We start from the raw sequence: 12,881 nt of genomic DNA on the forward strand, positions 1-12,881 counted from the left end.
TAGGGGCATAGTTTAAAGGTAGAACAACGGTCTCCAAAACCGTTGGTGTGGGTTCAATTCCTGCTGCCCCTGCCAATTAACTTTTTATAAATTAACCTTTTATGGCGGTCGTGGCGAAGTGGTTAACGCACCGGTTTGTGGATCCGGCATTCGGGGGTTCAATTCCCCTCGATCGCCCCTTTGTTTTTTCATTTTTTATTGGGGATTAGCCAAGCGGTAAGGCAACGGACTTTGACTCCGTCATGCATAGGTTCAAATCCTATATCCCCAGCCATTATGCGGACGTGGCTCAGCGGTAGAGCATCGCCTTGCCAAGGCGAGGGTCGCGGGTTCGATTCCCGTCGTCCGCTCCAAAATATGGCGCCATAGCCAAGTGGTAAGGCACAGCTCTGCAAAAGCTTTATCCCCAGTTCGAATCTGGGTGGCGCCTCCAGCATATGCCGGCGTGGCGGAATGGCAGACGCGCTCGACTCAAAATCGAGTGGGAAACCGTGGAGGTTCGAGTCCTCTCGCCGGTATATTGAATAGCCCTACATGTTGCTTATGCAATGTGTAGGGCTATTTTTATTTTATATGAAACGATTTATGTGCAGTAAGAAAATCTAGAGTAAGAGAAGATGGACGATAATAAAGATTGACGTATGATTATATTGAGTATATTGTAGATAAGTAAAGTCTTTAATATGGAGGAGTGAAGTAGAGTGACTAATGGAAAAAATGTATCGGATACCGATCTGTTATTTGATCTTTCTGTATGGGAAGAGGCATGGAAGAATCGTCCGAGAAGTTCAAAATATAAGAAGAAAAGCGCCCCCTTTAATATAGAAGGAGCTTTTGAGCGATGGGCCAGGGATTATCATGCACAGTCGTTCACTGAAGAAGGAAAGCAGCGTTCTGAACGCATTATGGGCTGGATTGAAAACTAGGGTGTGGAATTCTCAGGATTATCCATTTTGGACATTGGAGCGGCCTCAGGCATATTTACCATTCCTTTTGCGGAAAAGGGGGCAAGTGTGACGGCAGTTGAGCCTTCTGAGTTGCTTGTCTCCCTTATGAAAGAGACGATACCTCCAGCTCTGGAATCCAAAATCGAAATCGTAAACGAACGATATGAAGAAATCTCCATTAAGGATAAAGGCTGGGAGAAGAAATATGACTTTGCATTTGCATCCATGTGTCCGGCGATGTCGGATTGGGAAACGATTGAGCAGGCGATCAACTGTGCCCGGAAGTATGTGTATATAAGTACTATGGCGGGACAGAAGGAACACACACTAATGGATGAACTTAAAGATGTACTGGGTGTAACTTCTTCATACAAGGCCGGTGATATGGGGTATATCCAGCAGTTGCTGTATTTGAAGGGTTATTCTTATACGATGATCATTACGAGAGAAGTTAACTCATTTGAAGTACCGGTGGAAGAGATTATCGAGAAGCTGCCAGAATGGCTTAATACGTATGAGTTACCATCGGATGAAGATTCCCTCAGATTGGCTGAGAAGTATATCCGAGATACATACAAGGATAGTACAGTGACCTTCTCACGCGGAGCAAGGTTTGGTAAAATTCTAATTCAACTTGAGCAGCCAAATATGAAAACAGTTCGCACTAAGGATAAGCGATAAATCGTATAAGCTGCGTACGTGTCTGAGGATCAGGAATCGAGACGGACAATGAAGTCTAACATCTAAGATGACGCTAGGAAGCATCACATTGCTGCGCAAAAAGATAAACGGTTGAAACAAATGAAGTTAAGATTATAGAAGTGAAATTGTAAGTGAAGGGAGCAGATATATGCTCCCTCTTTTTTTGAAGTGAATAATTAGTTGACTATACTAAACAAAATCCTCGGTTACTTGAAGATGTTAAGCTGCTTCATGAGACTGCACATGGGCTAAAGCCAACCTTATTCAAACATCGAGACAACGAAGAGCAAAACACAGACATAGTTTTCAGAGAATGATCTCTGAAGCATATTCATTCCCTGATATTTCAGTGGTAGAGCACTTCACGGTTAATCGAGTTGTCACAGGTCCTAGCCCTAGCCCTAGCCCTAGCCCTGTTCGGGGAGCCATATGGATAGATATCTGAGCTGGCTGAAGGAGTACGACTTACAATCGTTCTCCTTTTCTAATTTCTGTTCGACACTTCTGCTTTCTGCTTACGCTCCCGATACTGACCGGGGGTGATTCCTTCCCATTTACGGAATGATCGGATAAAGTTTTGCGGATTGTTGTACCGAAGTCGTGCTGCGATATCTTTAACGGTTAGTTCACTTTCATCCAGCCATTTTTTAGCGATATTAAATCGGTACTTGGTCAGATATTCACTAAATGCACAGCCTGTCTCTTTGCGGAAAACACTACTTAAGTAGTTTGCATTGTAGTGAAGCTTCATAGCACATTCCTCAAGCGTCAGATCCTTATCATAATCTTGATGAATCATGGCAATCATTTTCTCAGATATATGCTGATACTGGGCGTACTGTCTCGCTTTAAAAACCTGGATGACGGGCAAGATGACTTGATATTTAAACCAATCCTCAACTTCAGCAGCGTACTGCAAACTATGAAGTTCATGAAACATCGAGCCACGACCTTGGGAGATCTGTCCGAGTCGTATGCCGGATTCCTGAGTCATTTGCAAAATATGCGTGAGCAGCCTCGTAAGAGCTACCTCATACTCCTCGGGTGTAACCTCCATACCAAAGATTACTTCAAGCAGTTGTTGCAGAAGAGCAGAGGCCTGGACTTCGTCCGCATTTTGAATAGCTTGGATCAACGAATATTCCAATGATTCCGGGTAGGCCATGGACCAAGTGGGAGCGTAATGATCTATGTTCTCATATTGAAAAATAATTCCTGTTCCCAGCTTCATCCGATGCCTCAATGCTTCTATGGCTTCTGTGTAAGCTTGAGGGATGTGATGTAGAGAGTTGTGCGGCTGGCTGAATCCTATACTGACTTGAAGAGCTAGAATCTCATCAATCTGTTGTTGTAACTGGTCTGTTAATACATATAGCTGTTGTGAAAAAATAAACTGGTCCTGTTCAACGGTCCCAATCACCGTGGCTACCGTATGTTCCAGCACAATGGGAAGCAATTGTTGGTTATGCACAACCGTTTCCTCCAATATATTTTGAATAGCGAACAATAAGAGGTCACGATCACTAGCTCTATATTTTGTATGATTAACAAGATCGGCCTGTAGTGTAATAACAGCAATTTGTTGCCATTCCCGAACCTGATGTGTGTAGCCATATTCATGCAGGGTGTCATGAAGAGTATGAACAGGGATCTTATCCTGGAACAGATTCATCATAAAATGATTGCGAATCTGCAACAGATGCATATTAATTGTGTTCTCTAATTGGGAGTGAGAGGCAGATAATTGTGAGACCCCTGCTCTGATCTGTTCGAACTCATCAGAAAATGGTGGTGATTGCTGAGCTACTGTGTTTCCTTCTTTGGACAGATGGTTGTCACCAAGTTGAGTTAAAAGTTTACGAATCGGGACATGCATTCGCTTGGAGCCGAGCCAGGCGAGTAATAATGAAAGTAAAAGTAAGAAGATACTGATATACAAGGTGTGTAATCCGATATCGATATATTCTTGTGTCAGAATATTGGTAGGTGAGATTAGAACATAAGTCCATCCTTTTAAGGTAGAAGGGCTATACGTCAGAGTATAATGTGTATCGGCGATCTTAACTTCCCGTTTTTCAAAGCCTGTTGAAAATGTAATGGGTGATAGTTTGGTTATGTTGGCTTCCGTATCCCGATCCTGTAATCCAATGGCAGACAACGGTTGTCCAATGTATACAGGATCGGGATGGACCAAGATACGTTGTTCCCGATTCAAAATGATCAGTCCTGAGGCAGCATTGCCTAGGGAGGCTTCTCCTAGTGTATTTTGCAAAGAGCATGCAGGAATTCCCGCAATCAGGGCAGTATCGGAAGACGTATTCAGATTCGGAATAGATCTCGCAAGGGCAATATGATAGATACAGCCTGTACCGGGTGAACGCTCATCATTACTGAACACCGATGAAGGGGAGAGCTGCCATCCAGAGGTCAGCGTGTCCGATATCAATTCCTTCATGGGAAGAGCCAGTGGAAAATCCGTATTACGATATAATCCGGCATGATCAATAAGCCAATTCTGAGATTGGTTCACCAGGGTAATATCCAGCAAAGGTTCCCATGACCTCATATTCTGAAATTCGCTCTGCAGCTTGTCGGCAAGCAAAGGTCCTTTCCCTTCTAGTGAAGAAGAAGCAGACAGGGAACGGAGGGTTACTGGAGAGCGAACCGCCTGATCAAGCATATAACTGACTGTAGCGAGTTTGTGCTCTACGTTGGATTGCATTTGTTCCAGCAACTGTCTATTGGCCTGTGTACGATGCAGCTCAGTTTGGTTTGATGAATAGATAAATGCGGCAATTCCCGTTAACAAAATGGGCAGGGTGCTTAACAGGATTCCAAAGATGATCATTTTATGGAGATAGCTGATTGGTCGCACAGTTTCAGTTCCACCCCTGACATTAGAAATAGTAACACTTTCTATTTTAGTAAACGCTTACATATAGAACAATCTAAATTTTGTTTATTTGGATAAATAAGTAATTTTACAAGAGAGTATAGAAGTAGAGATAAGGGATTGCTGATAGATGATTTTGCAGAAAAGGTTAGAGAAACGGCTTGGAATGACTATCCAATACGGAATCATGAGAAACGAAATTGCAGTGTGCACGTAAATAGAGACATGGACATCATTCTTGCTACCTGGTGATATCGGGTGAAGTAGAGCCTGAATACGGGGAATAGAAGGTATCTGGAGTGCTATTCAGCTTAGGTGGAACGTTGGTCTTATATAGGGACAGTCAAAGGTCCAACTAGATCCCCGACCTGAGTCTAGGATGAAAAACCGTCCACGGTCTGTTTTGAAAAGTCGCGGAATCCCCTAGAATAAGGACATAAGGTTAAACAAGAAACAAAGAAGCAAAAAAACAAGAAACAAACGAACAAATGACTCAACACATTAAAAGGAACGAATGGAAAGGGCGGTGAACAACAATTATGAGATTAAATAAGGGAAATGGCTGGGCGATTGTATTGATTGCGCTGGGTGCACTACTCCTCTTCGGAAAGTTAACTCCACTTCTTGGACACTTAATGGGTTATCTGATTCCGGTCCTGATGATTGCACTGGGATACTACGGAGTTAAACGAGGGAATGTGATGCTTGGCTGGATTGTTCTCATCATCGGTATCATCTCACTGATGGGTAAACTGGCATGGTTGATCGGACCGATCATCGCGATCGGGTTAATCATCTTTGGTATCTCAATGCTAAGCAATAACCGCAGTCGTCGTGGTCGGTACTAAGCTTTCACGATTATGAAAAGGAGGGACAGAACATAATGAGTGTATTTCGTCGAATGCGGGATATTACCGTAGCCAATCTGAACGAACATTTGGAGCAAAGTCAGGATCCAGTCAAACTGATTGATCAGTTCCTGGTCTCGACCCGCCAAGACATCGGTGAAGCCGAGAAACTTCGTCATCAATATGCAAGCCATACCAGACAAATGAAACAACAAGCCGATCAGGCAGCAGGTATGGTGAACAAACGGGAAGAACAGGCTTCCATGGCTCTGAAAGCAGGGGAAGAACATCTCGCTAAGCTGGCCTTGCAGGAGAAAATCCTCCACGAGGAAAAAATGGAACAGTACAATGAATTGTATGCACAAAGTTATGCGGCATTACAGGAGCTGGATGAACAGATCGATCAGCTGAAGGTTGAATATCAGAATGTATACAGCAAACGCCAATATTACTACGCTCGTATGCAGACGATTCAGTTACAGCAACGTATGAACCAGAGAGGCAATCACAACGGTCAGAATGTACCCCGCATGTTTAACCGACTGGATGATCAAGTCTCTGATCTCGAATATGAAGCACAGAGTCTCCGCGATATCCGGCGAATGAATCAAGATGGTTCAGGAGTGACTGGCAGCATGTCATCCTCTACGCTGGATAAGGAACTGGAACGCTTAAGACAAAAATTGAACAATGACAGAAAGGAGTAGTCACAATGAGTAAATTATACCGCTCGGCGCGTAATCGAATGCTAACAGGTTTGATCGGTGGCATTTCTGAAAATCTCGGATTGAGTACCACGCTGCTACGTATCATTTTCTTCATCAGTATTTTCGCTACGGGAGGTACATCATTGTTGATCTACTTCATCGCTGCGTTGGTGGTACCCAAGGAATCCAATCACGTTGATCCATATGCTTATGATTCCAACGTAAGAGGATACAAGTAAACGAAAGGAGCAAGCACATGAGCAAATTATACCGCTCAACGCGTGACCGGATGTTAACCGGCTTGTGCGGCGGAATTTCCGAAACCATCGGAATGGATTCCACCCTGCTGCGTATCATCTTTGTTATCAGTATCTTCGTAACTGGCGGCACGTCGTTGTTAATATACTTTATTGCAGCACTGGTGGTACCAAAAGAACCGTATCCGCCTTATGATCCATATGGCTACGGTCCGGGCCCAGGCCCTGGTCCTGGCAGAGGATACAACAACTATGATCACCAGCCACCAAGAGGTCCTTTTCAAAATAATCACAACCAACAAGGTCCTGGTAACTTCGGTCCCGGCCCTGGATACAACAGCAGACCTCAATCTGGTCCGCGTTCTTATGACAACAACGCTTACGGAGCAGGTGCACCGCAAGAAAGTGAACTTGATTCCATGATGAAAGATATCGAGAAAAAAGCACTGAAAAAAGAAGTTGAAGAGCTTCGCCAAAAATTATCTCGTTACGAGAAGGGAGAAAAGTAAAATGGGAGTATTTAAACGGATTAAGGATATGACGAAAGCATCGGTAAATGATATGTTGGATAAAGTAGAGGACCCAATTGTAATGTTGAACCAGTACTTGCGTGATATGGAGGCAGAGATTCATGAGGCAGAGGTAACTGTTGCCAAACAAATGGCAAATGAGCGTCGCATGAAACAACGTTTGGATGAAGCAGAGCGTACTTCGGTACAACGTGAATCCCAAGCAGAAGCTGCTCTGTCTAACGGTCAGGAAGAAGTGGCACGCAAGTTGTTGGAAGAGAAAATCTACTTTGATCAAAAAATTACGGAGTACAGCGAACTGCATGCACAGTCCGAAGCACAAGCAAAAGATCTGTTGCAACAGTTGCATGATATGAAAGATGAGTTCTACAAAATGCGTAACAAACGTAATGAACTTGTATCCCGTGCACAAATGGCAAAAGCTAAGAAACAAATGTCTTCCATTAACAGCTTGCATTCGATCGAAAGTGGCGGCGCATCACTTGGATTCCACCGCATGGAAGAGAAAATCATGCAGCTGGAAGCTGAAGCTGACGTAGCTCGTGCACCTTATCGCAACACATCATCCACGTACACGAATCCTGTAGATGTGGAAAAACAGTTCAAAGTGGATCAGCAATTACAAGCCCTCAAAAATAAAATGGGCAATGGTTCCAAGAATGAAGCGAACGGAACTTCAAAAGAATAACTGTTCGCTTAGTGGACAATATGATATTCTATAAATCGTGTATAATGTACGGTTGGTAGAACAAAAGTTAAGCCATACAGGACTTCATTGCCTGGTATGGCTTTTCCGTTGAATAAAGAGAGGTTAACTTACAGAGGAGGTGCGGCTGGGATGAATCAAAAGAGTAAATGGCTTGCAGTTGTCATTATGATTATTGGCACAATGATGTTATTGAATGACAATATTAACTTCCTGACCGCTGCCGCACTGATTCTGTTAACGGTTGGAATGCTTCAAGTCCGCAATGGGGATACCCGCAAAGGTCATCGGTATCTCGGCATTGGTGCGGCACTGTTATTGCTGGATAATTTAATGATTGTATTTTTGATTGTACTTGCTTCTTTAGCTTACTTTTATTCAAAAAACAAAAAGATTCATCTAGACGAAGGTGTTATGAAGAAACAGAATTTTATGGCTCGGTACTACTGGGATCAATCATCCTGGACGTTACGTAGTATGAGTCTGTGGCATGCCATAGGTGAGGTTAACGCCGATCTATCTCTTTCGATTCCGGAGGAGAAACAAACAATTGTGCTGCTGCAAGGAGTTATGGGTAATGTTCGCCTTACACTACCAGAAGATTATGGTGTGGAGATTGAAGCATCGGTTCTTTTCGGCCGGATTAATCTTCTTGGAGAACAAGATAGCGGCATGATGAACAAATTAGTATGGAGAACGCCTGGATATGAATCCAGTGAACATAAAGCAAAATTTGTCATTTCTTATATAGTTGGCGACCTAAGCATCAGTAATCCGTAGTAAAATAGATGAAGAGAAGGAGGAGACCCCGATGAAGACAAAACGACATACCGACATGGTAACCCGAAGTATGGGTGAAGGGATCCTCCTGGTTTTCATTGTGCTCGCTGTTATTTTGTATGTATTGTATACATATGGTTATCTTGCTCCGTTTGCAGGCTGGCGTCATCTGATTCAATCGGGTCTGGCCTTATTGCTGCTTCTGATTGGAATCGGTGCTGTTTTTGGGTTCTATCAGAGTTACCGGGTTAAACGCCGGCTCGAACTGCTGAGGGAAACACTTCTACTGTGGGAGAAGGGCTCTCTATCACGCACTGTACCTGATCTGGGCGATGATGATGTGGGCCGTTTAAGTGAGCAACTCGGACGAATCGGCAAAAAGTGGGAAGATCAGATATCTTCGCTCCAGCGATTGTCTACTCATAATGCACAGCTTGCTGAACAAGCCAGAATTACGGCTATTGTGGAAGAGCGGCAACGTTTGGCACGGGAACTGCATGATGCGGTATCGCAGCAATTGTTCGCGATATCCATGACAGCAACAGCCGTTGGACGGAAGATGGAGAAGGATTTTGAACGTGCTCAGAGGCAGGTGGCTTTGATTGAGGAGATGGCTTCGGTAGCCCAGTCTGAGATGCGTGCGTTACTGTTACATCTGCGTCCAGTCTATCTGGAGGGTAAACATCTCGAACAAGGTCTGCGAGATCTGGTAATGGAACTGAAAACAAAAGTACCCATGGACATTGTGCTCGAAATGGACGAAGACATTGATCTGATCAAAGGCATCGAGAATCATCTGTTCCGGATCGTTCAGGAGGCTATGTCCAATACGTTACGGCATGCAAAAGCGGAAAAAATGGAGATACGGATCCAGCGCCGTACTGACGCGATCCGGGTATTGATTCGTGATGATGGGCAAGGCTTTGATTTGGATGAGAATAAACAAGCTTCTTACGGTCTGGCTAACATGCGTGAACGTGTTACGGAGATTGGCGGGGCCATACAATTTGTAACAGCGCCTGGTAAGGGAACGCGGATTGAGATTACGATACCTTTGATGAACGATGAAAGCGAGGAAGAACATGTCAATGGAACCGGAAGTCGAAACGGAGACGGAAACGTCGATCAAAGTATTGCTCGTGGATGATCATGAGATGGTACGTATTGGTCTTGCAGCGGTACTGGATACCGAAGATGGAATTGAAGTTGTTGGTGAAGCAGGTAGTGGAGAGGAAGGCATTCGGCTCGCACAGGAATATAAGCCTGATGTTGTTCTGATGGACCTGGTTATGGAAGGCATGGACGGCATTGAGGCTACTCGTCAGGTACTTAAAATGTATCCGGAATGCAAAGTCATCGTATTGACCAGTTACCTGGATGATGAAAAAATGTATCCTGTCATTGAAGCAGGCGCATTCAGTTATCTGTTGAAAACATCAAGAGCCAATGAAGTGGCAGATGCGATTCGCGCAGCCGCTCGCGGGCAATCCGTTCTGGAGTCACAGGTGGCTTCGAAAATGATGAATCGCTTCCGGCAGCCACAGGCAGCAGCTCCTTTGCACGATGAATTAACAGACCGTGAAATGGATGTGCTCCGGTTGCTCGCCAAAGGTAAATCAAATCAGGACATCGCTGATGATCTGATCATTGGTATCAAGACAGTTAAATTCCATGTTACAAATCTACTGGCAAAATTGGGCGTTGACGACCGTACACAGGCCGCGATCTATGCTTATAAAAATGGACTTGCAGAGTAATAACAGAACTATATGCAATAACATAATCAAGCCAAAGAACCGTGCATTAATGTGCGGAAGTTATAGAGAATGGAAAGCTCCGATCTGCCATGCATGTGGCGGGTGGGGCTTTTTTGTTGTGTGCAGAAGAAGTATAGCAAATATGCGAAAGGGGCATGCTGTTGATAGATTCATAGAATGCAAGAAAGAAGCGGGGGATTCGAATGTTAAATCGTTGGATGACAGCAGGTATATTGGCAATAGCAATCATAATTCTTATTGGTGTGACACAGGTATACGCGGAGAAAAACGAATCCAAAGCTGCCCAACTGGAACAGTTAATCTATACGGCTGACAGCGTGATTGATAATGTGGATCGTCTAGTTATTAAATGGCAAGGAGAAGGTAAGGGAGATGCACAAGCGCAGGCCGTATTACTGGCTAGTCGCTTAGGGCTTGAACCACCGATGCAGGTACGTCAGACGGGTCACAATGTGTACCGCAGCAGTGAGGTGGCTGTAGGTACAGCTAATAGTGGCGTAGGCATGTTGGTCAATGTCGTCGAGACAGGAGATAACGGCTACTACGCCATCGTACAACTTTCAGGGGATGCACACACGGATCGGAAGGCATTAATGACAGTACATGAACAGGTGGATCAACTGCTTGTAGACTCAGGGATGAAGGCAACCTGGAATATGTCTGTGCAAGGTACGGCAACTACTGCTATTAAACGTGATGCGAGTCAGCAGTTGGCACTGATGGAGAAACACTTGTCTGCTAATGTGGATATCGCCTCCGTTGAACGTTATACAGATGCAGGCACTGCAAGTGTCTCTTATAAGGCAACTGAGCTGCCCCTATCGATCAAGAGTGGCTCGCACATATTGAATATGCAACTCGCAGTTCACCAGGTTAGAGACGAGGTCGATAATCGAATTACAGTGGGGTTTCCAGTGATTACGATTGAATATTAAGGGATGAATTTTTCATGAATTTGGACCCAATATTGAGAATCTTTATCAGAAAAATGAGTTTGAAATAGTGCATCCATTCAGTTGATATGCTAAAATGGCATCACATCCAAGAAGGAACTTGCTGGTAATTGACAGTTGTATGTCGTGCATATATAACACCATTACATAGCTCGGGGAGAGCGTGAAGGTTATCTTCCCGGAAGAAAGAGGAGCCCATGGTTGAAAAACAATTGCAAGATGAAGTACAGACACCAGGCGCAGTATTTTTCATTTTTGGAGCAACGGGTGATTTGGCCCGCCGGAAGCTGTTTCCGGCTATCTACAGTCTTTACCGCGAAGGCAAGCTTGCCGAAGACTTTGCGGTTATTGGCGTAGCACGTCGTCCGAGGTCCCCAGAAGAATTCCGGGAAGACATCTATGAATCCATTAAGGAGTTCTGCCGTTATGCAGCGGGCGAACCTGATGAGTGGAACACTTTTGTCGAGCATTTTGAATACAAAGCACTGGATATCAATAATGTGGAAGGATTCAAAGAGCTGCGTGCGCAGACGGAGCATCTGGAATCAAAGTTTAATACGCCGGGGAATCGGCTGTTCTATCTGGCACTGGCACCTGAGCTGTTTGGCAGTGTCTCTTACAGTTTGCGGGACGGTGGTATGTTGGAAAGTCAGGGGTGGAACCGTTTGGTGATCGAAAAACCATTTGGTTATGATCTGCAATCGGCCGAACATCTGAATGAGCAGATTCGTGAGGTATTCCGTGAAGAGGAAATCTATCGGATTGATCATTATCTGGGCAAGGAAATGGTGCAAAATATTGAAGTGATTCGCTTCGGGAATGCTTTTTTCGAACCGCTCTGGAACAACAAACATATTGCCAACGTTCAGATTACGCTGGGTGAAACAGTAGGCGTGGAAGAACGTGGCGGTTATTATGATCACTCTGGTGCACTGCGTGATATGGGGCAGAATCATATGCTTCAGATGCTGACGATGATTGCGATGGAACCGCCGAGTCGCCTATTCCCGGAAGACATTCGGGATGAAAAGGTGAAGGTATTACGCTCTCTACGGGCGTTCACCTCGGATGAGGAAGTGAGCAACAACGTTGTGCGGGGGCAATATGCCGAAGGGGAGTACCGTGGCAAGCAGCTTCCGGGGTATCGCCAGGAAGACAAGGTTGATCCGCAGTCGAATACGGAAACTTATTTTGCAGCACGTGTATTCGTGGATAATTTCCGTTGGGCGGGTGTACCATTCTACATTCGGACAGGCAAGCGTCTCCCGGTGAAAACAACCGAGATCGTAGTTGAGTTCAAGTCGATGCCAAACAACGTGTACCTTGGGAAAAAGTATAAATTGGAACCGAATCTGCTAGTCATTCGGGTGAATCCGATGGAAGGCATATATATCAAAATTAATGCCAAGAAACCAGGCTCGGATTCCGAGATTCAGCCACTTGCAATGGATTTCTGTCAGAGCTGCATGATTGGAATTAACTCGCCTGAAGCATATGAACGTCTGCTGCACGATGCCGCTGAGGGGGATTCTACGTACTTCACCCGTTGGGATGAAGTGGCAACAGCCTGGTCCTTTGTGGATCGGATCGCAGCAGCCTGGGGACAGAATCAGGGAGAGCTTCATACGTACCCTGCTGGAACATGGGGGCCAGAAGCGACAGATAAACTGCTGGAGCAGGACGGATTCCACTGGTGGCCGGTGAATGGTCAGGACGAGGACAGCGTGATCTGGCAAGTGAATGGTTAGGGTAGGGTAAAGGCATTAACATCAGTATTAAC

At 44.8% G+C, this 12,881-nt stretch carries 13 protein-coding genes and 6 tRNA genes; 18 read left to right on the plus strand and 1 reads right to left on the minus strand.

Features of this window, described 5'->3' with window-relative positions:
* Position 1: 1 nt before the first annotated feature.
* The 8 genes from AC6CIF_RS26070 to AC6CIF_RS26105 all read left to right on the plus strand — a co-directional run bounded on the left by AC6CIF_RS26070 (position 2) and on the right by AC6CIF_RS26105 (position 1,628).
* Positions 2–75, plus strand: a tRNA-Trp gene (locus AC6CIF_RS26070).
* A 29-nt stretch (positions 76–104) separates the two neighbouring features.
* Positions 105–177, plus strand: a tRNA-His gene (locus AC6CIF_RS26075).
* 22 nt (positions 178–199) lie between these two features.
* Positions 200–274, plus strand: a tRNA-Gln gene (locus AC6CIF_RS26080).
* A 4-nt stretch (positions 275–278) separates the two neighbouring features.
* Positions 279–353 (plus strand) — tRNA-Gly (locus tag AC6CIF_RS26085).
* A 6-nt stretch (positions 354–359) separates the two neighbouring features.
* Positions 360–433, plus strand: a tRNA-Cys gene (locus tag AC6CIF_RS26090).
* A gap of 6 nt (positions 434–439) precedes the next feature.
* Positions 440–518 (plus strand) — tRNA-Leu (locus tag AC6CIF_RS26095).
* 183 nt (positions 519–701) lie between these two features.
* Entirely contained in the window at positions 702–926 is a 225-nt protein-coding gene (locus AC6CIF_RS26100; RefSeq protein WP_498202107.1) for a hypothetical protein, read from the plus strand.
* A 27-nt stretch (positions 927–953) separates the two neighbouring features.
* Positions 954–1,628, plus strand: coding sequence for a class I SAM-dependent methyltransferase (locus tag AC6CIF_RS26105; protein WP_498202108.1), 675 nt, complete (start codon positions 954–956; stop codon positions 1,626–1,628).
* A 505-nt stretch (positions 1,629–2,133) separates the two neighbouring features.
* On the opposite strand, the gene AC6CIF_RS26110 is transcribed toward AC6CIF_RS26105, so the two are convergent.
* On the minus strand, positions 2,134–4,524 hold the full coding sequence (locus tag AC6CIF_RS26110) for a helix-turn-helix domain-containing protein (RefSeq protein WP_498202109.1): 2,391 nt from the start codon (positions 4,522–4,524) through the stop codon (positions 2,134–2,136).
* Positions 4,525–5,081: 557 nt separating this feature from the next.
* On the opposite strand from AC6CIF_RS26110, the gene AC6CIF_RS26115 reads away from it, so the two are divergent.
* From AC6CIF_RS26115 to zwf, 10 genes are all read left to right on the plus strand, one after another.
* The gene (locus AC6CIF_RS26115; RefSeq protein ID WP_017692311.1) at positions 5,082–5,390 is read left to right on the plus strand and encodes a LiaF transmembrane domain-containing protein; all 309 of its coding nucleotides are present in this window, start codon (positions 5,082–5,084) and stop codon (positions 5,388–5,390) included.
* A 35-nt stretch (positions 5,391–5,425) separates the two neighbouring features.
* Entirely contained in the window at positions 5,426–6,097 is a 672-nt protein-coding gene (locus AC6CIF_RS26120) for a PspA/IM30 family protein (protein WP_017692312.1), read from the plus strand.
* Between the two features lie 5 nt (positions 6,098–6,102).
* Positions 6,103–6,336, plus strand: coding sequence for a PspC domain-containing protein (locus tag AC6CIF_RS26125; protein ID WP_017692313.1), 234 nt, complete (start codon positions 6,103–6,105; stop codon positions 6,334–6,336).
* Positions 6,337–6,353: 17 nt separating this feature from the next.
* Positions 6,354–6,863, plus strand: coding sequence for a PspC domain-containing protein (locus tag AC6CIF_RS26130; RefSeq protein ID WP_091037976.1), 510 nt, complete (start codon positions 6,354–6,356; stop codon positions 6,861–6,863).
* 1 nt (position 6,864) lies between these two features.
* Entirely contained in the window at positions 6,865–7,572 is a 708-nt protein-coding gene (locus AC6CIF_RS26135) for a PspA/IM30 family protein (RefSeq protein WP_017692315.1), read from the plus strand.
* A gap of 150 nt (positions 7,573–7,722) precedes the next feature.
* On the plus strand, positions 7,723–8,370 hold the full coding sequence (liaF, locus tag AC6CIF_RS26140; RefSeq protein WP_091020935.1) for a cell wall-active antibiotics response protein LiaF: 648 nt from the start codon (positions 7,723–7,725) through the stop codon (positions 8,368–8,370).
* 31 nt (positions 8,371–8,401) lie between these two features.
* Entirely contained in the window at positions 8,402–9,517 is a 1,116-nt protein-coding gene (locus AC6CIF_RS26145) for a sensor histidine kinase (protein WP_076210925.1), read from the plus strand.
* Positions 9,459–10,127: a response regulator transcription factor gene (locus AC6CIF_RS26150; protein ID WP_091020933.1), complete on the plus strand. Its 669-nt coding sequence runs from the start codon at positions 9,459–9,461 to the stop codon at positions 10,125–10,127. The genes AC6CIF_RS26145 and AC6CIF_RS26150 overlap by 59 nt, the downstream gene beginning before the upstream one ends.
* 203 nt (positions 10,128–10,330) lie before the next feature.
* Positions 10,331–11,083, plus strand: coding sequence for a YwmB family TATA-box binding protein (locus AC6CIF_RS26155; RefSeq protein WP_498202110.1), 753 nt, complete (start codon positions 10,331–10,333; stop codon positions 11,081–11,083).
* Positions 11,084–11,298: 215 nt separating this feature from the next.
* Positions 11,299–12,849, plus strand: a complete 1,551-nt coding sequence (zwf, locus tag AC6CIF_RS26160) for a glucose-6-phosphate dehydrogenase (RefSeq protein WP_076210929.1) — start codon at positions 11,299–11,301, stop codon at positions 12,847–12,849.
* Positions 12,850–12,881: the final 32 nt, after the last annotated feature.

The organism is Paenibacillus sp. GQ49 (assembly GCF_059759055.1).

Excerpts from the sequence above, each read along its gene's own strand:
- AC6CIF_RS26115 (WP_017692311.1), top strand. The coding sequence starts at position 5,082 with ATGAGATTAAATAAGGGAAATGGCTGGGCGATTGTATTGATTGCGCTG.
- AC6CIF_RS26120 (WP_017692312.1), top strand. The coding sequence starts at position 5,426 with ATGAGTGTATTTCGTCGAATGCGGGATATTACCGTAGCCAATCTGAAC.
- AC6CIF_RS26125 (WP_017692313.1), top strand. The coding sequence starts at position 6,103 with ATGAGTAAATTATACCGCTCGGCGCGTAATCGAATGCTAACAGGTTTG.
- AC6CIF_RS26130 (WP_091037976.1), top strand. The coding sequence starts at position 6,354 with ATGAGCAAATTATACCGCTCAACGCGTGACCGGATGTTAACCGGCTTG.
- AC6CIF_RS26135 (WP_017692315.1), top strand. The coding sequence starts at position 6,865 with ATGGGAGTATTTAAACGGATTAAGGATATGACGAAAGCATCGGTAAAT.
- liaF (WP_091020935.1), top strand. The coding sequence starts at position 7,723 with ATGAATCAAAAGAGTAAATGGCTTGCAGTTGTCATTATGATTATTGGC.
- AC6CIF_RS26145 (WP_076210925.1), top strand. The coding sequence starts at position 8,402 with ATGAAGACAAAACGACATACCGACATGGTAACCCGAAGTATGGGTGAA.
- AC6CIF_RS26150 (WP_091020933.1), top strand. The coding sequence starts at position 9,459 with ATGGAACCGGAAGTCGAAACGGAGACGGAAACGTCGATCAAAGTATTG.
- AC6CIF_RS26155 (WP_498202110.1), top strand. The coding sequence starts at position 10,331 with ATGTTAAATCGTTGGATGACAGCAGGTATATTGGCAATAGCAATCATA.
- zwf (WP_076210929.1), top strand. The coding sequence starts at position 11,299 with ATGGTTGAAAAACAATTGCAAGATGAAGTACAGACACCAGGCGCAGTA.